The organism is Candidatus Pantoea deserta (assembly GCF_003813865.1).
Taxonomy (GTDB): domain Bacteria; phylum Pseudomonadota; class Gammaproteobacteria; order Enterobacterales; family Enterobacteriaceae; genus Pantoea; species Pantoea deserta.
Window position 1 is genome coordinate 190,510 of sequence record NZ_RMVG01000003.1, and the last position, 19,248, is coordinate 209,757.

The 19,248-nt window shown below is 52.6% G+C and carries 29 protein-coding genes and 2 tRNA genes; 30 read left to right on the forward strand and 1 reads right to left on the reverse strand.

Annotated elements, in window-relative coordinates; translation table 11 throughout:
* The 15 genes from BBB56_RS23485 to BBB56_RS06130 all read left to right on the forward strand — a co-directional run bounded on the left by BBB56_RS23485 (window position 1) and on the right by BBB56_RS06130 (window position 7,649).
* Window positions 1-156: a hypothetical protein gene (locus tag BBB56_RS23485; protein ID WP_158673932.1), complete on the forward strand. Its 156-nt coding sequence runs from the start codon at window positions 1-3 to the stop codon at window positions 154-156.
* Window positions 153-563: a hypothetical protein gene (locus BBB56_RS06060; protein ID WP_123799801.1), complete on the forward strand. Its 411-nt coding sequence runs from the start codon at window positions 153-155 to the stop codon at window positions 561-563. The genes BBB56_RS23485 and BBB56_RS06060 overlap by 4 nt, the downstream gene beginning before the upstream one ends.
* Window positions 529-984 carry a YbcN family protein gene (locus tag BBB56_RS06065; RefSeq protein ID WP_123799803.1) on the forward strand — a complete coding sequence of 152 codons (456 nt, stop codon included), beginning with the start codon at window positions 529-531 and terminating at the stop codon, window positions 982-984. The genes BBB56_RS06060 and BBB56_RS06065 overlap by 35 nt, the downstream gene beginning before the upstream one ends.
* Window positions 977-1,213: a hypothetical protein gene (locus BBB56_RS06070; RefSeq protein WP_123799805.1), complete on the forward strand. Its 237-nt coding sequence runs from the start codon at window positions 977-979 to the stop codon at window positions 1,211-1,213. The genes BBB56_RS06065 and BBB56_RS06070 overlap by 8 nt, the downstream gene beginning before the upstream one ends.
* A 430-nt stretch (window positions 1,214-1,643) precedes the next feature.
* The gene (locus BBB56_RS06080) at window positions 1,644-2,285 is read left to right on the forward strand and encodes a recombination protein NinG (RefSeq protein WP_123799809.1); all 642 of its coding nucleotides are present in this window, start codon (window positions 1,644-1,646) and stop codon (window positions 2,283-2,285) included.
* Window positions 2,282-3,049, forward strand: coding sequence for an antitermination protein Q (locus BBB56_RS06085; RefSeq protein ID WP_123799811.1), 768 nt, complete (start codon window positions 2,282-2,284; stop codon window positions 3,047-3,049). The genes BBB56_RS06080 and BBB56_RS06085 overlap by 4 nt, the downstream gene beginning before the upstream one ends.
* Window positions 3,050-3,231: 182 nt before the next feature.
* Window positions 3,232-3,306: transfer RNA gene (locus BBB56_RS06090), tRNA-Asn, on the forward strand.
* A gap of 8 nt (window positions 3,307-3,314) precedes the next feature.
* Window positions 3,315-3,389: transfer RNA gene (locus BBB56_RS06095), tRNA-Met, on the forward strand.
* 187 nt (window positions 3,390-3,576) lie between these two features.
* The gene (locus BBB56_RS06100; RefSeq protein WP_233592991.1) at window positions 3,577-4,497 is read left to right on the forward strand and encodes a hypothetical protein; all 921 of its coding nucleotides are present in this window, start codon (window positions 3,577-3,579) and stop codon (window positions 4,495-4,497) included.
* 13 nt (window positions 4,498-4,510) lie between these two features.
* A complete protein-coding gene (locus tag BBB56_RS06105) occupies window positions 4,511-5,083 on the forward strand; it encodes a hypothetical protein (RefSeq protein ID WP_123799813.1) in 573 nt (190 codons plus the stop codon).
* 270 nt (window positions 5,084-5,353) lie between these two features.
* Window positions 5,354-5,596 carry a phage holin gene (locus tag BBB56_RS06110; RefSeq protein WP_033756035.1) on the forward strand — a complete coding sequence of 81 codons (243 nt, stop codon included), beginning with the start codon at window positions 5,354-5,356 and terminating at the stop codon, window positions 5,594-5,596.
* Window positions 5,597-5,599: 3 nt separating this feature from the next.
* A complete protein-coding gene (locus BBB56_RS06115; protein WP_123799815.1) occupies window positions 5,600-6,112 on the forward strand; it encodes a lysozyme in 513 nt (170 codons plus the stop codon).
* The gene (locus BBB56_RS06120; protein WP_123799817.1) at window positions 6,093-6,545 is read left to right on the forward strand and encodes a lysis protein; all 453 of its coding nucleotides are present in this window, start codon (window positions 6,093-6,095) and stop codon (window positions 6,543-6,545) included. The genes BBB56_RS06115 and BBB56_RS06120 overlap by 20 nt, the downstream gene beginning before the upstream one ends.
* A 148-nt stretch (window positions 6,546-6,693) precedes the next feature.
* Complete coding sequence (locus tag BBB56_RS06125; protein ID WP_123799819.1) at window positions 6,694-6,891, forward strand: hypothetical protein; 198 nt, start codon at window positions 6,694-6,696, stop codon at window positions 6,889-6,891.
* Window positions 6,892-7,100: 209 nt separating this feature from the next.
* Window positions 7,101-7,649, forward strand: a complete 549-nt coding sequence (locus BBB56_RS06130; RefSeq protein ID WP_123799821.1) for a KilA-N domain-containing protein — start codon at window positions 7,101-7,103, stop codon at window positions 7,647-7,649.
* Between the two features lie 103 nt (window positions 7,650-7,752).
* Here BBB56_RS06130 and BBB56_RS06135 read toward each other — a convergent pair whose 3' ends face one another.
* Window positions 7,753-7,947, reverse strand: a complete 195-nt coding sequence (locus tag BBB56_RS06135) for a hypothetical protein (protein WP_123799823.1) — start codon at window positions 7,945-7,947, stop codon at window positions 7,753-7,755.
* A gap of 110 nt (window positions 7,948-8,057) precedes the next feature.
* Between BBB56_RS06135 and BBB56_RS06140 the strand changes: the two genes are divergently transcribed.
* From BBB56_RS06140 to BBB56_RS06215, 15 genes are all read left to right on the forward strand, one after another.
* Window positions 8,058-8,693 carry a putative metallopeptidase gene (locus tag BBB56_RS06140; RefSeq protein ID WP_123799825.1) on the forward strand — a complete coding sequence of 212 codons (636 nt, stop codon included), beginning with the start codon at window positions 8,058-8,060 and terminating at the stop codon, window positions 8,691-8,693.
* 31 nt (window positions 8,694-8,724) lie between these two features.
* Window positions 8,725-9,204, forward strand: a complete 480-nt coding sequence (locus BBB56_RS06145; RefSeq protein WP_123799827.1) for a DUF2280 domain-containing protein — start codon at window positions 8,725-8,727, stop codon at window positions 9,202-9,204.
* A complete protein-coding gene (locus BBB56_RS06150; RefSeq protein WP_123799829.1) occupies window positions 9,191-10,663 on the forward strand; it encodes a phage terminase large subunit family protein in 1,473 nt (490 codons plus the stop codon). Before BBB56_RS06145 ends, BBB56_RS06150 begins: the two co-directional genes overlap by 14 nt.
* 11 nt (window positions 10,664-10,674) lie before the next feature.
* A complete protein-coding gene (locus BBB56_RS06155) occupies window positions 10,675-12,132 on the forward strand; it encodes an anti-CBASS protein Acb1 family protein (protein ID WP_199756202.1) in 1,458 nt (485 codons plus the stop codon).
* Window positions 12,086-13,042: a phage minor head protein gene (locus BBB56_RS06160; protein WP_233592992.1), complete on the forward strand. Its 957-nt coding sequence runs from the start codon at window positions 12,086-12,088 to the stop codon at window positions 13,040-13,042. The genes BBB56_RS06155 and BBB56_RS06160 overlap by 47 nt, the downstream gene beginning before the upstream one ends.
* Window positions 13,043-13,169: 127 nt before the next feature.
* A complete protein-coding gene (locus BBB56_RS06165) occupies window positions 13,170-13,502 on the forward strand; it encodes a hypothetical protein (protein WP_123799831.1) in 333 nt (110 codons plus the stop codon).
* Window positions 13,503-13,578: 76 nt separating this feature from the next.
* Window positions 13,579-14,775, forward strand: coding sequence for a DUF2213 domain-containing protein (locus BBB56_RS06170; RefSeq protein ID WP_123799837.1), 1,197 nt, complete (start codon window positions 13,579-13,581; stop codon window positions 14,773-14,775).
* A 3-nt stretch (window positions 14,776-14,778) separates the two neighbouring features.
* Window positions 14,779-15,210 carry a hypothetical protein gene (locus tag BBB56_RS06175; protein ID WP_123799839.1) on the forward strand — a complete coding sequence of 144 codons (432 nt, stop codon included), beginning with the start codon at window positions 14,779-14,781 and terminating at the stop codon, window positions 15,208-15,210.
* An 11-nt stretch (window positions 15,211-15,221) separates the two neighbouring features.
* A complete protein-coding gene (locus BBB56_RS06180) occupies window positions 15,222-16,289 on the forward strand; it encodes a major capsid protein (protein WP_123799842.1) in 1,068 nt (355 codons plus the stop codon).
* A gap of 10 nt (window positions 16,290-16,299) precedes the next feature.
* Entirely contained in the window at window positions 16,300-16,698 is a 399-nt protein-coding gene (locus tag BBB56_RS06185) for a hypothetical protein (RefSeq protein ID WP_123799844.1), read from the forward strand.
* Between the two features lie 2 nt (window positions 16,699-16,700).
* Window positions 16,701-17,078 (forward strand): DUF7370 family protein, encoded by a 378-nt coding sequence (locus tag BBB56_RS06190; protein WP_123799846.1) that lies wholly within the window; start codon window positions 16,701-16,703, stop codon window positions 17,076-17,078.
* Between the two features lie 173 nt (window positions 17,079-17,251).
* Window positions 17,252-17,602 (forward strand): hypothetical protein, encoded by a 351-nt coding sequence (locus tag BBB56_RS06200; protein WP_123799850.1) that lies wholly within the window; start codon window positions 17,252-17,254, stop codon window positions 17,600-17,602.
* A 1-nt stretch (window position 17,603) separates the two neighbouring features.
* Entirely contained in the window at window positions 17,604-18,068 is a 465-nt protein-coding gene (locus tag BBB56_RS06205) for an HK97 gp10 family phage protein (RefSeq protein WP_123799852.1), read from the forward strand.
* A complete protein-coding gene (locus BBB56_RS06210; protein ID WP_123799854.1) occupies window positions 18,065-18,448 on the forward strand; it encodes a phage tail termination protein in 384 nt (127 codons plus the stop codon). The genes BBB56_RS06205 and BBB56_RS06210 overlap by 4 nt, the downstream gene beginning before the upstream one ends.
* Before the next feature lie 24 nt (window positions 18,449-18,472).
* Window positions 18,473-19,216 (forward strand): Ig-like domain-containing protein, encoded by a 744-nt coding sequence (locus BBB56_RS06215; RefSeq protein WP_123799856.1) that lies wholly within the window; start codon window positions 18,473-18,475, stop codon window positions 19,214-19,216.
* Window positions 19,217-19,248 lie beyond the last annotated feature (32 nt).

Below are 19,248 nucleotides of genomic sequence, written 5' to 3' on the forward strand. Positions count from 1 at the left end.
ATGAGCGAAAGCATCAGAAGCAGCTTCGAGCGTTTTTATCACAGCGTTCACGGCGACAAGCACAGCGTGACCCGCTCGCACCTCGGCTATCGGGATGAGGTCGTAGATCGCGCCTTTTTCTGCTGGCTGGCCGGACGGGAAGGGGCAAGAGCATGACGCAGGTAACTCAGCTGATTATCCAACCTTCGCAGGATCAAACGCGCAACCTTGTGCTGGCAATCATCGATGTAGCCAAGAAGAAACCGGCATCGCAGGACACGCTGACGCATATCCGCACGCTGGCCACAGAAGCTGTTGACCTGATGGGCAGCCAGTCACCTGATGATGCGGCGCCAGCCAGGAGCAGCAAGCAAGTCACCATCTCAAAGCGGGACTACCGGCAGATCTGCAACGCCTACATCAACGCCGTGAACGCACAGCAGCAGCTCCTCATGGTTCATCAGGGTGACAATCCCTTTTCAGATGCAGCCGTAGGGCGCCTGGAAGATGCGTTTCACGTAATTATTCAGCAACTGAAGGAGGTTGTTGATGGAGATACCGAAGGGCGGCATACGGCTTCATAGGTCGAACTTCAACGCCATCGGGCAGCAAATCCTCCCCATGCTCGACTCTGGCGAAACCTACCGGCTGATCATCAAGCCATGGCGCGAGAAGCGCAGCCTAAACCAGAACGCCTTATCCCACATGTGGTACAGCGAAATCAGCGACTGGCTCATCCGACGCGGCAAAGATTTTGCCTCCCCTGAATGGGTGAAAGACGCGATGAAGCACACCTATCTCGGCTACGTAGAGCGAGAAATGGTCGATGTGGTGACAGGGGAATCAACAGTGATCCGCTCGCTACGGCATACCTCAGACCTCGATACCGGCGACATGCATTTCTACCTCACGCAGGTGGAAGGCTGGGCGCTTAATCTCGGCTGCAAACTGACGGTACCGGCTGACAGCGAATACATGAAACTGAAGGAAAAACAAAATGGGTAGACGAAGCACCTGGACACAGCAGGAACTTGAATACGTAGAGCGCGTGGCCGGAAAGGTCCCGGCGCCAGTGATCGCCAGGGCGATCAACAAACCGCTCAGCACGCTGAAAACCAAAGCTAACGTCATGGGTCTCGGGTTACATGTACCGAAGCGGATCCTCGAAAAGCACTGGCCGGAGTATCTGAGAAAGAACGGAGGCAGCCATGCGGCAAACCTGGTTCACCCATGACCCCGTAGATACAGACACCGCCAACGAACTCCTTTCACGCTATGCCGCCCGTAACATCCAGACCCAAAAGACACTCGCTACCGATCCACGCCTCTGGCTGGTCAGCGCGCTGCTGCCTGAGGGAAACCGCGAACCACGGAGAGACACGACCTATGAGCACAAATGCTGGGTGTAAGCGCTGCTGCAAATGCCTTACCGTTCTCACCAGTGAGGATAAACACCGGTTCGGGAACAACTGTGAAATCTGTGAAGGAGACGCCTGGTATTACGAGCACTTCGACTACGTCCCGTTCCACACCATCTGGCGATACGCCTGCTATCAGCTGCGCTGGCTGCGGTTCAGCATTGCCGCCGGACTAGGTGTATGCCTGCGCCCGCTGCTGCGCCGGCTGGATGCAAGACGACAACTTCAGAATGCACGGAGGGGGCGATGAGGAAGATCAGACGCCGCTGTAAAAACCCTGACTGTCGCGAATGGTTTAATCCTGCCTTTCAAAATCAGCAGTGGTGCAGCGCAGAGTGTGGGACGGTAATCGCGCTGGCCAAGAGGGAGAAAGACCGGCAGAAAGCGAAACAGGAAGCAGAACGACGACGAAGAGAAGAAACCCAGCAGGAAAAACGCCACACCAAAATCCGCAAGTTAGCCCTCAAGCCCGACAGTTACTTCAAGAAGCAAGCCCAGCAAGCCTTCAATCAGTTCATTCGCCTTCGAGACCATGACCAGCCCTGTATCAGCTGCGGCGAAACCAATCCGCCCGATTTGCATGGCGGCCAGTGGGACTGCGGCCACTTCAAAACGGTCGGCGGATTCCCTGAGCTGCGCTTCGAAGAGCGCAACGCTTATCGTCAGTGCAAATCATGCAACGCCGGATCGGCAAAGCATGGTGCGAAGGCGGCGACGGTGGCGCAGCAGTATGAAGCGAACCTGGTTGAGCGATACGGGCAGGCGCTGGTCGACTGGCTGAATGGGCCGCATGAGATGCCGCATTACCGGCGCGATGACTTTATCCGGATTCGTGATGAATACCGGGCTAAGTGCCGCAAACTAACAAAATTGATGGAGGCAGCATGAGCCTTGAAGCGACAGTGAAGTACCATTTTCCGAAGGGCCAGAACTTCAGCGGCACAGCGCCCCAAACATCGCCCGACGCGATGACCGGGACCGACTACGTAGCTGCCATGGGCATGACGCAAAGCCGTGCTCCGCTCGGTTATGCAGCCTTCATGGGGAAAGTGGGAGTAAGCGAGAACGACGCCCGACGCGCCGTATCCCTGTTAACTGAATTTGCACTACACACCTGCGACCGGGTTGCCGCCCTTCGCAAGCTTGAAACAGATGTTAAACCAGCTGTGATGCAAGTGCTCGCAACTTACGCCTATCTCGATTATTGCCGCAGCGCCGCCAGCTTAAAGCCGTGCGAGTGCTGCAACACTACCGGGTTTATCGATGCTGAAGTCGTGACAATGAAGTCGATGCTGTCGGGCGCCGGCCGACGCGAAGTGCGTGAGCAGGTCAGGGTGCGCTGCAAAACCTGCGCAGGCAAAGGCGTCGTGTCGTCGGCGTGCCGGGACTGTAACGGGCGAGGGCGCGCGGTAATGCGCAAAGAGTCAGAGCGGCAGGGCGTGCCGGTAATGGGCGACTGTAAGCAGTGCAGCGGAAGAGGGTTTGAACGCATTCCTTCAACCGCAGCTTATCGAGCGATCAGCAGCATCACTGATTCAATCAGCCTGGTTACGTGGGAGAAGAGCGGTAAGCAGTTTTATGAAACGCTGATTGGCAAGCTTGAGATGGAAGAGTCGTGGGCAAATGCGGCGCTAAACAAGGTGACTGCATAGCGCATTAGAAAATAGCTCGTTATTTTATCGCGGGCTGTTTACTTTTCCGGAACTCAGGGATATAGTTCCAAACAGTGAAAGCTACGTCTTGTTGTTGAGCGGCAACAAAACAGTCCGCTGTTTCTGAGTGGACACTAAAAGCCCTGCGGTTTAATGCCGTGGGGCTTTTTTTGCCTGAATTTGGGTCAGAAGCACAGCGGTTGTGCGTTCGGCTGTTAACTGATTGGTTGCAGGTTCGAATCCTGCCTTATCCGCCATACATTCTGGCCCCTTGGCTCAGCGGTAAGAGCGTCCAATACATAATTGGCAGGTCGCTGGTTCAAATCCAGCGGGGCCACCAGATTTTCCCCGGTCATGACTATGACTGTAATTACTGCTAAAGCGTCGGAGATAATATCTGGAGCTTTTAGGTTTAAAGATTCCATAAATAAAATTGATTAAGATTAGAGTTTTTCTCATTGCATCTTTATTTTTTTTCCTGGTTCGTTAACTTGTATAAGGGTTTAACTAACGAATAGGGCTGTTCAATGTTATCAACTTATGAAAGATGGGTTTCTTTCTTCGATTTCGCGTTTCAGCCAACTCATGCGGCTGCGCCTGATATACCTGTATCCGATATCCTGAGGAATCTGAAAAACCTAGTGGATGCAGGCAACGCTGTTAGGCTATACAATCAAGGCACGCGTGCAGTGCGAATTTCTGAGATGACTTACAAAGTTGGTGATTCAGAAGCAATCTTACTTATCCAGCTTTGTGACAAGAATGGGTCAGATCCAGTTTTTGGCGAACTCACGACAGGGCAACTTCGCGTTGAGCCCAAGCTTGCGGGAGAAGGAATTGCCGTTTCGAGCCATGTAATGATCTCAACCTCAATAGTTCAGCATACCGCAGATCATTTCAAAACCTTAGTTGAGACTGTTCCGGGCATAAGCAAATCAATCCTACAGCCTTTTCTCAATGCAATGCTTCGTGAAGCATTTACAGGTCAAGAGTTCAAAAATCCAGCAACAAAAGCAATGTGCCAACTTAAGCCAAAACTTGAAATTTTTTCTCATGGCTCGCAAACTTTGCTAGACACTCTAAAGGGTGCAAAATTGCATAATGTAAAACTGGTCAGCACTCGTAAGCAAGGCGGCATGGACAAAACAGCTTACACTGAACTAGCAGAACGGTCAGTGAGGTATAAGATTATAAAGCAACCACCACTGGCAGATAAAAAAAGGTTATTGGAAATTTTAAGAAAGAAAGGCCAACAGTCGGGCTTCAGCAAAGTATCTATCAGCTATTCGAAAGATGGTCGTCAAGCTAGCCTTGATTTAGATAGAAATGAGGATGCAGCAACCAAGCTCTTTACAAAAAGTGAAAAAATCATTCTCGGTTCCGGCATTAATCAGTGTGAGAGCACGATACACCAGGAGCTGGAGACGAAGATGAAAGGGCTATTATAATCGAGGTTTCGACATGAAACTTTTTTCACCATTAAATTATCTGCGTATCAGGCACAGCGAAAAGAAATGGTACGACTTTATTATACCGTCGCTAGGGGCTGTACTTGCTATGGCAATTTATTTTTTTTGCCACGACCAAATTCCTTTAGTGGGTAGTAGTGGTCTGATAGTACAAGTTAATGGGTTGCTGCAAGTCCTGATAGGATTTTATATTGCTGCTTTAGCCGCCGTTTCGACTTTCAGTAACTCGTCTATCGACGAGGTAATGGCTGGAGATCCTCCAACTATCGTAGAAAAGTTTCGTGCAACCAAAGTTAAAGTTGAGCTAACCCGAAGAAGATTTGTTTGCTATCTTTTTGGATATCTTGCGCTCATGAGTTTTATATTGTTTAGCGTTGGGCTAGTGGCAATTCTTTTGGGTAAAATGATTTCTGCATGGATCATTGGGCTAAGCTCTCTAGAGGTTCTTTGGTTGATAAAAACGGTATTTGTTGGTTTTTACTCTTTAATACTAATAAACCTAATTGCCACGACTTTATTGGGGTTATATTACCTTTCAGTTAGATTTCATCAGTCCTCGCTATGAAATTATGAAATGCAGAATATAAAGGCTCGCTTCGGCGGGCCTTTTCTGTTTTCGCCCCTGCCCATCACTGCACACTTCGGTTTAGCGACCTGTGGCAGAGTGCGATTTTTATCCATAAAAAAATCCGCATTCAGGCAGATTCTTCAACATTGACTACGCAACGGCAGGACGGTGCTTTTTTCTCTCGACAAGATTAAAGCTAATCGGGCTTGCTCAGTTCAGAAAGTAGACAATTCCTAATTGAGCCAGCTCCCTCACCGAGGGGGGCAAATGAGTATCGATATGAGCAAACTGGCTTCAGGCGCAGCGTATGGCGCGTCAGCCGGGACGATTGCCAACGGTCTTCTGACCCGGCTTAGTCCCGATGAGTGGAGCGCTGTAGGCGTCCTGGCCGGTATTCTGGTCGCCCTGCTAACGCTCGGCATCAACTGGTATTACAAACGCAAAGCCACACTGGCGCAGATTAAAGCGCTTCAGCGCTGGCCCACCGCACCCGGCCTCACCGAGGAATAGCCCATGGCAATGTCAAACTCACTGCGGAACAAGCTGATAGCTGCCGCAGGTGGCGGAGCCATGCTTATCGCTACGGTATTCCTCGGCGGCAAGGATGGTGTGGAAGGCCGCGTGTATGAACCATATAAAGATGTGGCTGGTGTCTGGACGGTCTGTGATGGCATTACCGGTGCTGGAGTGGTTCAGGGTAAGCATTACACAGACCGAGAGTGTGACTCGTTGTTATGGCAGCGTGTTCGCCAGGTTAAGGCGCAGGTTGACCCTCTGGTAAAAGTTCCTCTTGATGAGTATCAGCGCGCCGCACTCTACAGCTTCACCTATAACGTTGGCACAAGCGCGTTTTCTAAGTCGACGCTTCTGAAACGCCTGAATGCCGGTGATGTCGATGGCGCCTGTGAAGAATTGCGCCGATGGATATATGCAGGCGGGCAGAAGTGGCGCGGGTTAATGAACCGCCGGGATATGGAGCGGACAATGTGCCTGGCGGAGAGCGCTGATGATCTGGCTGGCAAATAACTGGCGTTCTCTAGTTGCCGTACTGCTGAGCATATGCCTTTGTCTGTTTGCCTTACTGGCTGACAGCTACAGGGATAAATACAAGGCAGCAAAGAGCCTGGCAGAAACCCAGCAGGAAACCATCAACGACATGCAGCGCCGGCAGCAAAGCGTTGCAGCTCTCGACGCGAAATACACAAAGGAGTTAGCCGATGCTCAGGCGACTATTGATCAGCTGCATGATGACGTTGCTTCTGGCAAGCGCCGGTTGCAGCTCAACGCAACCTGCACGAAGCAATCCACCTCCGGAACCGCCAGCATGGATGATGCAGCCAGCCCCGGACTTACTGACTCCGCTGAACGGGATTATTTCACCCTTAGAAGCCGAATCGAACTCGCTGGAAAGCAAATAGCTGGTTTGCAGCAGTACATCAGAGAGCAGTGTTTGAATTGATTATTGAAGCGGGCAAGGAAGTGCGCTAAATTTCCCAAAGATGAAGAGCTGCGCCTACCGGTGCGGCTTTTTTTATGCTCGAAACATCAAGCCCTGACAGGAAATTCCTGCCGGGGCTTTTTTATTACCACAACAAAGAGAACTACAAATGCTGACTATCAAGACGATCAACAAAGACAAAGACATTTCAGTTTTGCAGGCAACCGGTGATGTGAGCTTCGTTCGTGAATCACGAATGATTTTCTTCCGTGGCTGGTCAGGCGGCGATGATGAAATGATTCTGGATGAGGGAGAGATTGCTTACGTCTGCAATGAGAAAGGCGTGACAGTTGCCACCTTCCAGTAATCGTTACCAAAACCTACGTTACAAAGAGCACCATCAGCCTGACTTCGGTCGGGCTTTTTTATGTCCGCAATAAACTCATGCGCATTCGCGTGCGCTTATCCGAGAGCTTTCCGTAGTGTGAGTCTGAGGTAGGGCGGTGGATTTCATCGTTCCACTCTCGGGCTGCCTATACCTACGCGAACAGGCTCGCACCACAGAGAGATTTTACGATGAAAGAACTTAAGCTATTCGACCAACCAGTTCGAGTTAACGATGAAGGAATGATTTGCCTGACTGACATGTGGCAGATCGCAAAGTTGAGAGCTGAATCAGGTGACGATAAATTTCTGGGAGGCCGCGACATCAACAGCATCAGGCCATCTCAGTTTGCAAGGTTGGATTCAACCAAGCTGTTTATCAATGAGTTAGCTAAATGTGATTTGAACACACATTTGAAAACCGTGCGAGGTAAGCATGGCGGCACATTTGGCAGTCGTTATGTAGCATACGAATTCGCTGGTCACATTGACCCGGCTTTCAAAGTTGGCGTGTACACCGTAGTGGATAAATTCTTATCTGGTGAGATGGTAACCATGGCTAGCTATATGGCTGAAGCTAATATGGCGGATCACATTTATCACGAGGAGGCATCAGTAGTTAGCGATGCCGCGAGAACAATGCACTACTGGGGTGTTGGTGGAAGGAAGCGTCATCTGACGGTGAAGCGTCAGGAAGCATATGAAAAGCTTCAGGTGAAAATACCCGGATTGCCGCAGTGACCATCACAGGGCGCATTCAAGCAGTGCGCCCGATCATCATTGTTACGGCAAGAGAAAAGTGGGAATGCCAGCAATTTGGCCTGGCATTCCCTCAAGTGCATATTTAGATATTGACTATGAAATAATCGATGAAACGCCCTCCAGAGATAGTAATTTGATTCGTTTCTGCGAGGAACAGCATTGAATTGAAAGTTTCTTCACTATCATCATCTTCAGGAAACCAACATGGTTGAAATGATTGCTTTCCTTTCTCGTTCATAACTTTTTTGGCGTAAACCAAAACTTCGGTTGGGGACATTCTTAGATACTCCATGTTAAGGCCTGAATGGCCTATCGGTTGTGATTTTATGGAATGTTGCTTTTGGCCGGGTAAATCTTTTTTTCGATTAGTATCAAAGTGGAGCATACATGGGCAAACAAGACGTAAACCTTAATCGCCCATACCCTCCAGTCGAATTTATTGAAGAGTTCGCCCCATACATCAAACTCACCCCAGCATCCGGCGTACATGAGTGGGTCATAGAGCAAATCATCAGTGAAGATGGTGTGCTGCATAACCCGGATCACATGCACCTGCTTCAGGCAGACATTGCTTTCCTCTGGGCAGCTACAGCGTTCACGAAGCAGGGCCGTACCGTATTAGGCCAGGCAGAAGAAGTGATGATGCGTGCAGGAGGATGGCAAAAGGCCAGAATGGAGCAACAGCTCTATGAATGGTTCGGCCACAAACCTGACTACATCATCACGCTGGCCGGTGACTTCTGCTCACAGTGTAGTGACCTAGAATTCTGCGCGCTGGTCGAACACGAGCTTTATCACATTGCCCAGCAGACCGATGAATTCGGCGCGCCTAAGTTCACACGAGAAGGTGATCCGAAACTCTGCATGCGTGGACATGACGTGGAAGAGTTCACCGGAGTGGTTCGCCGCTATGGTGCAAGCGCCGATGTGCAAACCCTTATCGACGCCGCCAGCCGACCGGCTGAAGTGGCAAACATCGACATAGCCAGAGCATGCGGAACGTGCCTCATGAAACTGGCTTAATTTCTGACTGATTATGACGAGCAGGTAACCTATGGCGACACTCAATGGTGAGGTCAAAGCCTTCATCGTCCAGTCGCTTGCCTGCTTTGACACTCCATCAATGGTTGTAGAGTCCGTCAAGAAAGAATACGGACTCGCTATCTCGCGCCAGCAGGTCGAATCACACGACCCAACCAAAGCAAACGGCAAGGGGCTGGCTGAAAAGTGGAAAGAGCTTTTCAAAGTAACGCGCGAACGCTTCCAGACCGAAATATCTGACATACCGATCGCCAACAAGGCGTATCGGCTGCGTACGCTCGACCGCATGGCTGCTAACACTGAGAAGATGCGCAACTTTGCGCTGACCGCTCAGCTTATTGAACAGGCCGCGAAAGAGTGTGGCGACGCGTATACCAATAAGCAGAAGGTGGAGCACACCGGGAAAGATGGCGGCCCTATCGAGTCGGCCACACTGACCAAAGACGAATACAAAGCTGCCCGGCGGGAGATGTTGGAGGATGACGACTGCTGAGCAAAAGAATTATGCGCGCCGCTTAGAGTGTGAGGAGGACGGGCTTTACTTCTCCCGCTATTTCTTTAAGCAGCGTACCGGCGGCAAGATGATTGTCGCACCTCATCACAGGGTAATTCAGCAGACGCTGGACCGGGTGATTGACGGCGAGATCAAACGGCTGATCATCAACGTTCCGCCTGGCTACACCAAAACCGAACTGGCAACCATCAACATGATGGGCCGGGGGCTGGCACTGAATAGCCGCGCCCGCTTTATGCACCTGTCCTACTCGCACAACCTCGCGCTGCTGAACTCCTCTACCGCCCGCACAATGATCAAGTCGAAGGCTTATCAGACGATGTGGCCCATGGAGCTGCGCGACGATGCTGACAGCAAGGCGATGTGGTGGAACGAGCACGGCGGTGGCGTTTACGCGTCGTCAGCTGCGGGGCAGGTAACCGGCTTCCGTGCCGGGCATATGGAGCCAGGCTGGCAGGGTGCGCTGCTGATTGATGACCCGGTTAAACCTGACGATGCCTACAGCGAAACTGTTCGCGGCGGGGTAAACAACCGGTTTAACGAAACCATCAAATCACGTCTGGCCGTTGAAACAACGCCGATGATTGTGATTATGCAGCGTATCCACTATCACGACCTGAGCGGCTACCTGCTGCGCGGTGGCAGCGGGGAGATGTGGCATCATCTGAATCTGCCGGTCATCATCGACAACAGCCAGTCTTACGCTGAGCAGTACCCGGACAACACCCACGCCATACCGATTGAACACGGCCTGCCTGATGGCTGGCTGTGGCCGTTCAAGCACAACGAATCGCACCGCGTTTCTCTGTTCTCACACCGGCGCACTGCTGAAGCTCAGTACATGCAGAACCCCAAGCGTTTCAACGCTGAGGGCGCGCTGTGGGACGAGGAGATGATCAGCGCTGCGCATGAGATGCGTATCACCAAAGAGCTGACGCGCACTGTTGTTGCGGTCGACCCGCAGGCTACGAACAGTGAAGAGAGCGACGAGTCAGGCATTGTGGTTGCCAGCGTATACGGGAACGGCGATGAGAGGCTGTACAGCACTGACGCTGACTACAGCGGCAAATACTCCCCTAATGGTTGGGCAACTCGCGCAATACAGGCTTATCACGATCATAAGGCTGACGCGATCGTGATTGAAACCAACCAGGGCGGTGATATGGCTGAAGATACGCTGGTGAATGCCGGGTTTACCGGCAGAGTCATCCGTGTGCACGCCAGTAAGGGAAAATACGCCAGAGCTGAGCCTATATCAGCCCTCTATGCGCAGGGCCGCGTAGCGCATCGCGGCAGCCTCTACACGCTGGAAAATCAGCTGATGGAATATGTGCCGACCACTGCAAAGAAATCACCCGACAGGCTGGACGCAATGGTCTATGCCCTGACCGAATTAAGAGAGCCGCAGATCACTGGCATGTTGGTGCGTAAGCGCTGACGGAGGACAACGTGACACCAGATAAATTGAATGCGCTGTCCGTGGCAATTAACAGCCTGGCGGAGGGGCGCGCTCGTGCATTGTACGGGCAGTATGTTGGCAAATCGGGCAATACCAAGCGCCAGCGCATCTATCAGGAATTTGGATACCCAAATCACCTGACCTTTGACGACTTCTACAACGCCTATGAGCGCAACGCTATCGCCGGTGCCGCAATTAAACGCATGGCTGATGGCTGCTGGGAAGATTACCCGGAGGTGTTTGAGGGGGAAAAATCGAAAGATGCTGAGGCCGAGTCTGAGTGGGATAAAAACCTGAAGCGCCTGCTCAAGCGATGCTGGAAGCAAATCAAGGATGCCGATCGTCGTAACATGGTTGGCCGGTATTCAGCGCTGCTTATTCAGTTACGAGACAGTGGAAAATGGTGGGAGCCAGCCAATAAAACAGTAATCGGCAGAACGGCAGATAAGGCGCTGGTAAAGCTTATCCCGGTATGGGAATCGCAGCTTGATGTCAGCGAGTGGGATAACGACCCCGATAGCGAAAGCTTCGGGCAGCCGAAGATGTACAGCTTTACCGAACTTCCGGTTGAGGTCCAGCAGGGCGGCGCACCTGCACGACAGATCAGTATTCACCCTGACCGCGTGATCATCCTTGCCGAAGGTGCTGATGATGGTCTGCTGACCTCTGGCGTTCCTCTTCTGCGGCCAGGCTACAACAAGCTGCTGGATATTGAGAAAGTATCAGGCGGCAGCTCTGAGGGATTCCTGAAGAATGCCAGCCGTCAGCTTAACTTCGCCTTCAGCGAGAAAACTGATTTCCGCGCACTCGCAGCAGCCCTTGGCGTTGCTGATGGCGATTTGGCTGACGCGCTGAATGAGCAGGTAGTCCGTCTTAATCAGAGTACTGACGCCGCGACGTTCATGCAGGCTGGAACGGCTGAAGTTCTGTCAGTAGCCGCTGCCGATCCGGAACCTACTTGGCGCACTTCGCTCAGCGAATTCTGCGCAACGATACCGATGCCGGTGAAGATACTTATTGGGCAGGTAACGGGTGAGCGTGCATCCTCTGAGGATATGAAGGACTGGGCGCGAACCCGCATGTCTCGCCGGAACGGCTTCCTGTCTGACGTGATTGAAACGCTAGTGCGCCGCTTCTGGACTATCGGCCTTATCGCCCCGGCGGCCAATGAAGAAATTACCGTCTCATGGTCTGATCTGCTGGCTCCTTCTCAGGCGGACCGGATCGACAACATGGCGAAGATGGCCGAAGTAGCTCAGAAAACACAGCAAGCGTTTGGCCGTGCCGCTGTGAAAGAAAACGAAATTCGCGCAGTGGGCGAGCTGCAAACGCTCCATGAATATGAGCCGGAGCAACCGCCCGATCCGAATAAAAAACCATCCGGTAAGGATCCGCTAACAGATGACAAACCAACAGCCGATCCGAACCCCGGTAATTCCTCGCAATAAAGCAGACCCGACACAGTCAGCCCGTCCGGTTAACAGGATGTTCCGTGACATTGAAGACCGTTATTACGGTATCAAGGTTGCCATGAAGCAGTTATTCAATGAGCGGCTTACCGGACGCGAACGTGCATCCAACCATAAGTCGCATGCGGTGCATGGCAACGTCATCTATCAGGTGAACGCCGGGACGTATATCTATGACATGACGGCTATGCAACTGGCAGACCTGCTGCAGCATATGCAGATCATTCTGGATGATGCACTGCTTGAGGGGGGCAGCAAAAACCTTTGGGCGCTGAGCTACGTGGCTGATGAATATGAGCGCGGCACACATCAGGCATTCACAAACCTGTCTGTTCAGTCGCCAATATATGAGCAGCAAACCACATTGGCGCAGCTGCTGAGTAGCCCGGCTTATCAGAATCAGGTCGCGGCTGCTTATGTTTCCACTTACAGCGACTGGCGGCTGGAGTCGGACAGGGCGCGCGGCGATCTGGCAAACGTGATTTCTGACGCGGTAGGGAGAGGGATTAACCCGCGCGAGACAGCACGGATTATCAGTCAGCGGCTTGATGTCTCGATGGTCAGAGCCAAAAACATGGCGCAGACAGAGCAGGTGGGCGCGCTACGTGAGGCGCAATGGAATGAAACAGAATGGTCAAAAGAGCGGCTTGGTCTGAACACATCCCTGTTGCATCTTTCTGCACTAAAGCCAACCACACGGACCAGCCACGCTTTCTGGCACGGGAAGACGCGGACGGTTGATGAAGTTCGTGAATGGTATAGCGTGGACGGTAATAAGTTTCACTGCTATTGCAGCCAGATACCGGTCATCCTTGACGATGAAGGCGAGGTAGTCAACAAAGGGCTGATTGAAAGGCTGGATAAGGAAAGAAAACACTGGCAGCATTAATGCACTTTAATTCGTGTTTTATCTTGCTATGGATAGGATGATGAGATTTAAGAGCATGTGCTGTGGGCTATTACTCGGTGCGTTACCCTTCACTTCACAAGTTGTACATGCAGACGAAGCGAAGGTAATGCAAGCCAAATTTGCTATGGGTGAGGCTTTCAAGAAAATGGCCCTTCTAACGAATTCTTTTACTGAAAAAGGTAAGGCAAATTCTGATGTTGTGGGAATGCAAATGGCTCAGCAGATATCAGTAAGTTTGGACGATATGGTTTCACAGGGATTGCAGCACGATGGAACTTGCGAGCAAATTTTACAGTATTCAGATAGACGAACAGCAGAATTATTTAATCCAGATAAAGATCCGAGCATAACTAGTGCTGCTGCAAAAAGGTCAATCGAAAACGCTAAAACATCCATACACGATTATGTCGCAGCGCAATGTGAAAACTTGCAAGGTTGAACTGCAAATCTTCATTAAATTATAACCCGCCTCGGCGGGTTTTTTTACGTCATTAGTCTGTTAGTGAGGAAACGGCATGAAACGCAATCGCGTTAACGTGCTGTCCGTCGTCAACTCCGCGTCAAACATCACTACCGAAATCATCAACGGCAGGCCACACATTGTGGTCCGTGGCGTCACGCCTATCGTTGACGACATCGTAATGAACGGCAAGTTGTATACGGCAGCAGAAATCGCCAAGGGCTACAAAACCCTCGAACGCACACCAATGCCATTAGGGCATCCAAAAGTTGATGGCAAGCACGTCTCAGCTCGCGATGTCCAGGCGGTTAATGAATATCATGTAGGTGCATGGCTTCAGGATGTTGAACATAAGGACGGAAAAGTCTCTGGCGACATGTACGTTGATCGCCGCTATGCCGAGTCAACTGAGAAGGGCCAGCGGCTGGTCAATCGACTTGATGACATGGCAGCGCGTAAAAATGTTGAGCCAATCCACATTTCCACAGGGCTTCTTTACTCCGGCATCGCCGCTAATGGCGAGTCGAAGGGCAAGAAGTACCGCGAAATCGTCACCAACATGATGTTTGACCACGTAGCAAACCTGCTTGACGAGCCGGGCGCTGGCACACCAGATGAGGGCGTGGGCATCTTCGTCAACTCCGATGGCTCCGAGCAAGAACTGGAGGTGGTGAACTTGGCTGAAGCCGAGACGCCAGATCCAGTTTTACCGCAGGACCCCGCACTTAAAACCCTATTCAACCAGCTAAAGGCGTTCTTCAGCGCCAACAGCAATTCCGTCAAAGAGGAAGCAAACCCGATGAAAGAACTCATCACCAATGCGTTGAAAGCGAAAGGCATCGACGTTGAAGGTAAGTCCGATGCTGAGCTGATGGACGCTTACAACCAGATGGCAGTTGATGACGCTAAAGCGAAAGCCGAAGCCGAAGAAAAGGCCAAGAAAGAGAAAGAAGAGGCTGACAAGAAAGCCAAAGAGACGGCAACAAACAGCGAGCAGGCCCCGGCGTGGTTCAAGCCCTTTGCCGACAAACTGACCACCATTGAAAGCGGCCTTGCGGTTAACGCCGACAAAGAAAAGGGCGAAAAGCGCAATGCCGTGAAAGCCAAGTTTGGCCTGGACGATCTGGCCGTAAACGCCCTCGATGGTGCAGCACTGGATGGCCTGTATGCCCAGTGCCAGACCACTACCGGCCTGAATGGTTCTTTCCGTCAGGTCAACTCTAACCAGTCCCTCAGCGAAATGCCGGAGTAAAAAATGGCGAAAGATGGAAAGCATGTAATTCACGCTGGCGGCGTTTTCCCTAACCCGCTTCTCAACCGTGAAGGTGCAGCGGCTTCGGCTACTGCGCCGGGCACAATCGGGTTCTTTGATGCAGCCAAATTCACTGCTTCAGTAACAGGCGCTGAATCGGCAATCCTGTATGTAGCGAATATGGACTATCTCCGCTGCATGGGTGTGGATGACAACATTGCTGAAGGCGAAAACGTAGTGGCTATCCAGCCATTACCGGGTTTGTTCCTGAACGTCCGTGCCGCTGCCGGTACCTATCGAAAAGGCCAGCCCGTAGCCGTTGCCAATGGCCGTATCACCGTAGTTGCTGATGACGCCGCTGTATTTGCTTACGTCGAAGAAGATAAACCTGTCACTGCGGTGGCGGGCGATCTGATTCGCGTTGTGTTTAAGTAAGGAGCACCTGAATGTTTGTATTTTCCCGTTCCATTGGCGAGCGCACTGGCAACCTTGAGGTTAACCAGGCGCAGTTTGCCGAATTGCAGATGGCGCGCAATGAAGGCGCTCAGGCTGCCGCCGACTTCCTCGGTCGTGTCCGCGGTATCCGTGAAGATGCTAGTCGTCTGGATGCCGTAAACGCAGTGGATGACATCCGCCGCCTTTACCGTGCGTTTGATACCACCGTACTTGCGCAGTTCGAGCCCAACACGCAGTTCACTCTACTGAACGACCTGATGCCGCTGTCGCGCTCTGTGCGCATCGAACAGTCGCGCTACGACTATGCACGCACCGGCGGCCGTGGCTGGGCGCACACATCCATGAGCGGCCAGATTGGCGCGGCTCTCGATGCGAAGTCTTACACCTTCGACGGCACCATGGTCCCGATCCACGATTCAGGCTTTAAGTTCACCTGGCGTGACCCAATCTTCAATAGCCCGTCAGCGCTTCAGTCTCAGGCCGATGCGCAGCGCGGTTCTGTTGAAGACGTGCAGCGTCAGTACGTTGACTATATGTTCAACGGTTTCCGCGATTCAGAAGGCAACTACGTTAAGTTTGACGGCCTGACCTGGAAAGGCCTGAAGGCTGACGAGCGCGTTGCTCAGGTAACTCTGACCTTTAATTTCGCCACCAGCACCGATCCGGTAGCACTGCGCACCAATGCGATCGCCCTGCGTGATGTGGTCCGCGTGACCAATAGCCAGTACGCGCCTCAGACGTGGTACGTGTCTGCAGAAATTATGTCGAACCTCGAACGTTATTTCGACGTGAACGCCACCCGTACCGTGCTGGAAGAGCTGCTGAAGCTGTCCGGTATTGCTGCCATCAAAGAAGATGCTCAGTTGTCTGGCAACGAAATCCTGATCGTCCCGCTGACCGCAGGAGTGATCGCGCCGGTTGTTGGTCAGGCGATTGGCACCGTTGCAGACCCGCGCCAGTTCTACAACAGCGATTACGTGTGGCGCACCTGGGGTGCAATGGGCCTGATGGTTAAGCAGGACATCAACAACAAGTTCTCTCTCATCCACGCCTCTTAAGGAGCAACCAATGGCACTAGTGAAAATCCTGAGTTCTAACCTTTTCGCCGGTGCCGGTTTCCAGAAGCTGGAGGCCGGTAAGGTTTATGACGTTGACAAAGCGATCGCTGAAAAGTGGATTGCTGGCGGCAAGGCTGAGGCATCAAAAGAAAAGGGCGAAGCGCTTCAGTTCGAAGTGGCAACTCCTTCTACGCCAGTCTCTGCTGATACCTCTGCGCTGCAGACGCAGCTTAATGATGCGCTGGAGCAGCTGAAGCAGGCTCAGTCCGACGCCGACACCAAAGACAAAGAGCACGCCGACGCGCTGGAGCAGCTGAAGCAGGCTCACGCTGAAGAGCTGGTAACGGCAACCAAACGCGCTGAAGACGCTGAAGCGGCGCTGACTGAAGCAACCAAGAAGGCGAAATAACCATGGCAGCCCAAATCACGCTTGATGACGTAAAGCCCCTGATAGCTGAGCTGGGCTTCACGGTTCCTGATGCAGTGCTGCAGCTGCTGATTGAGCAAGTCAGTGCAGCGTCTTCCTGTATGGACGGGGCGGGCTACTCCGAAAGCCTGCAAAAGCTGTTGCTCATCTATGCAGCCGCGCGACTGGCCGCCCTGTCCGGTGCCCGAAAAATCGCCTCACAGTCTGCGCCATCTGGTGCGTCGCGGTCGTTTACCTATGATTCAGCGGGGACGGATTACCTGTACACCCAAATCCTCGACTGGGATAAAAACGGCTGCCTGTCCGGTTTGCCGCTTTCTGGGGCGAAGGTCGGACTGTTCATGGTCGTTGGAGGCAGCTGATGTCGTTTATTCCAGTGACACAACGACTGCCGAAGCCCTTCAACCGCGTCTGGCTGAAAACCTCATGCGGGCGACAGACCACCGGTTACGTGAAAAGCAGTGGTGAGTGGGTGATTAGCTGCCCGCGCATCGCTGCGGAGAAACCCGCTGTAATCAGCTGGAGGGAATAACCCATGTCAGAGTTAGCGCGCTGGTCTTACACCGGCAAAGCGACGTTCTGGAAGCTCCGGGCTGGTCAGAATGAGATGGGCGATCCGATGGGTTTCGCCGCGCCAGTAGTGATTGACTGCGGGTATCAGGGTGGGCTGAGTAAGCATCTGGGCAGTCTCGGAGCGGAGCGTGTCGTAAAAAACACGGTCTGGACCGAGTTTGCAGAGGCAGATACCGGCGATTACATCCTGATCGGCGTATCCACTGAAGCTGACCCGTTGAAGGCTGGCGCAGATGAGGTGATGCAGGCTGTACGGTTTGAAGACACTTTCGACCGCATCGCGGATGATTTCGCGATCGTTACAGGGGCATAGCATGGGCGTGAAGGTTAAAGGCATCCAGCAAGCTCAGCGGAACATGAATGCGCTGATCAATGATATTGAGGGAAGAAAGATTGTCAGAGCCCTCAAATCCGCAACGATAATTATTGGCAGCGAGGCGGCAATACTAACCCCGCGGGATACTTCAACCCTCATCAACTCGCAGTACACCGAATTGCTGCCGCAGGGCAGTAAAATCATCGGGAGAATTGGTTATACAGCCAGTTACGCAGCGGCCGTTCATAACGCCTCGGGCAAGTTGAAAGGCCAGCCAAGGGCTCATTTCGGCAGGACAGCAAATCATTCTGAGTTTGGACCCAAGCGTTCAGTTGAGTTCGGTGGGGGCACAGGTGTCGGTAATTACTGGGACCCTAACGCCGAGCCCCAGTTTTTGCTGAAGGGTGCCGTGAAAGCTAAGGATACCGTTGATGCTGTCATGAAGAAGGAGCTTAAACTGTGACACCTCCCATGCATACGCGGGTGCGCAATTACTTCGCCAATGCCGGGTTGGCTGACGGTTTCACAATTCATCAACTGGTCTGGTCGGACAGTGAGAACCTTGCTGAAGCGTTCATCGTCTTCCGCCCTAACGGCGGATCAGCAGTACGCAATGGCCTTGGCGCTGATTATTACGTGATGGTTGACGTGATCGGCGCAAAGGGCGGTAACGGAGCAGCTGATACCGCAGTACAGAACATCATTGACTACGTGCAACAGCATCCTATGGATGATGAGTGCGTTGGCTACCTCGAAAACCTCGGCGGCATTCCCGCTCCCGTTCTAACTACCGAAGGCCGCCTGGTCTATCGGCTCCAGTTTGTCGCCACATTCGGCGCTTAACTAAACGTCCAAGAGGATAGAAATATGGCAGATTGCCAGAACAGCAACGAACGTTTGTTCGGTGGCGCCGTTGTGCTTGAAGTAGCCGACGGTTGTAGTGATGTAGTGCCGCAGGAATCCGAATGGAAAGCTCTGGCGGCTGGCACCTCAAAGGGCTTCGACTTTAGCCCTAACACAGTAACCAGCGACGCCGATGATGGTGGCGGTTATGTCGAAAGCATCATCACTAACGCTGATTTCACTATCAGCTTTGAAGGTGAGGTGCGCAAGAAAGACAAGCTCGACCAGTACGGAATCGGGCGCTACATCAAGTACTTTGCCGGTGAGCTTTCCGCCCGTCGCCAGCCGGGTATCTGGGTGCGCATGGAATATGGCCCGGTGACGTTTCAAGGCTATATGGTCGTGACGGCTCTCAGCTCCGACGGCGGTACAAATGACATCGTGTCGCTGACCACTGAGTTCAAAGTGGGTGATGCCAGCACCATTCAGGTTATCGATACCGATGAGACCGTACCTGCTACCGGCGTGACCGTGACCCCGGCGACAGCAAGCCTGGCCGTTGGTGCTACTCGTCAGCTGACCGGCGCAGTTCAGCCGACCGACGCAACCGATCGCACCGGCACCTGGACCACTTCAGACGCATCGAAGGCGACCGTCAGCAGCACCGGCCTCGTTACTGCTGTAGCGGCGGGTACAGCGACAATCACGTTCAAATCCAACGACGGCAACTTCACCGGCACCTGTGCGGTTACTGTCACCGCTTCGTAACCATTCCAAAGGGCTGGTATCAGCCCTTGATA

Coding starts and splice junctions, on each gene's coding strand:
- BBB56_RS06080 (WP_123799809.1), top strand. CDS start 1,644: ATGAGGAAGATCAGACGCCGCTGTAAAAACCCTGACTGTCGCGAATGG.
- BBB56_RS06065 (WP_123799803.1), top strand. CDS start 529: ATGGAGATACCGAAGGGCGGCATACGGCTTCATAGGTCGAACTTCAAC.
- BBB56_RS06185 (WP_123799844.1), top strand. CDS start 16,300: ATGGCACTAGTGAAAATCCTGAGTTCTAACCTTTTCGCCGGTGCCGGT.
- BBB56_RS06125 (WP_123799819.1), top strand. CDS start 6,694: ATGCTGACTATCAAGACGATCAACAAAGACAAAGACATTTCAGTTTTG.
- BBB56_RS23485 (WP_158673932.1), top strand. CDS start 1: ATGAGCGAAAGCATCAGAAGCAGCTTCGAGCGTTTTTATCACAGCGTT.
- BBB56_RS06200 (WP_123799850.1), top strand. CDS start 17,252: ATGTCAGAGTTAGCGCGCTGGTCTTACACCGGCAAAGCGACGTTCTGG.
- BBB56_RS06105 (WP_123799813.1), top strand. CDS start 4,511: ATGAAACTTTTTTCACCATTAAATTATCTGCGTATCAGGCACAGCGAA.
- BBB56_RS06160 (WP_233592992.1), top strand. CDS start 12,086: ATGACAAACCAACAGCCGATCCGAACCCCGGTAATTCCTCGCAATAAA.
- BBB56_RS06120 (WP_123799817.1), top strand. CDS start 6,093: ATGATCTGGCTGGCAAATAACTGGCGTTCTCTAGTTGCCGTACTGCTG.
- BBB56_RS06130 (WP_123799821.1), top strand. CDS start 7,101: ATGAAAGAACTTAAGCTATTCGACCAACCAGTTCGAGTTAACGATGAA.
- BBB56_RS06060 (WP_123799801.1), top strand. CDS start 153: ATGACGCAGGTAACTCAGCTGATTATCCAACCTTCGCAGGATCAAACG.
- BBB56_RS06135 (WP_123799823.1), bottom strand. CDS start 7,947: ATGTCCCCAACCGAAGTTTTGGTTTACGCCAAAAAAGTTATGAACGAG.
- BBB56_RS06190 (WP_123799846.1), top strand. CDS start 16,701: ATGGCAGCCCAAATCACGCTTGATGACGTAAAGCCCCTGATAGCTGAG.
- BBB56_RS06100 (WP_233592991.1), top strand. CDS start 3,577: ATGTTATCAACTTATGAAAGATGGGTTTCTTTCTTCGATTTCGCGTTT.
- BBB56_RS06145 (WP_123799827.1), top strand. CDS start 8,725: ATGGCGACACTCAATGGTGAGGTCAAAGCCTTCATCGTCCAGTCGCTT.
- BBB56_RS06070 (WP_123799805.1), top strand. CDS start 977: ATGGGTAGACGAAGCACCTGGACACAGCAGGAACTTGAATACGTAGAG.
- BBB56_RS06150 (WP_123799829.1), top strand. CDS start 9,191: ATGACGACTGCTGAGCAAAAGAATTATGCGCGCCGCTTAGAGTGTGAG.
- BBB56_RS06175 (WP_123799839.1), top strand. CDS start 14,779: ATGGCGAAAGATGGAAAGCATGTAATTCACGCTGGCGGCGTTTTCCCT.
- BBB56_RS06170 (WP_123799837.1), top strand. CDS start 13,579: ATGAAACGCAATCGCGTTAACGTGCTGTCCGTCGTCAACTCCGCGTCA.
- BBB56_RS06085 (WP_123799811.1), top strand. CDS start 2,282: ATGAGCCTTGAAGCGACAGTGAAGTACCATTTTCCGAAGGGCCAGAAC.
- BBB56_RS06165 (WP_123799831.1), top strand. CDS start 13,170: ATGCAAGCCAAATTTGCTATGGGTGAGGCTTTCAAGAAAATGGCCCTT.
- BBB56_RS06115 (WP_123799815.1), top strand. CDS start 5,600: ATGGCAATGTCAAACTCACTGCGGAACAAGCTGATAGCTGCCGCAGGT.
- BBB56_RS06140 (WP_123799825.1), top strand. CDS start 8,058: ATGGGCAAACAAGACGTAAACCTTAATCGCCCATACCCTCCAGTCGAA.
- BBB56_RS06205 (WP_123799852.1), top strand. CDS start 17,604: ATGGGCGTGAAGGTTAAAGGCATCCAGCAAGCTCAGCGGAACATGAAT.
- BBB56_RS06180 (WP_123799842.1), top strand. CDS start 15,222: ATGTTTGTATTTTCCCGTTCCATTGGCGAGCGCACTGGCAACCTTGAG.
- BBB56_RS06215 (WP_123799856.1), top strand. CDS start 18,473: ATGGCAGATTGCCAGAACAGCAACGAACGTTTGTTCGGTGGCGCCGTT.
- BBB56_RS06110 (WP_033756035.1), top strand. CDS start 5,354: ATGAGTATCGATATGAGCAAACTGGCTTCAGGCGCAGCGTATGGCGCG.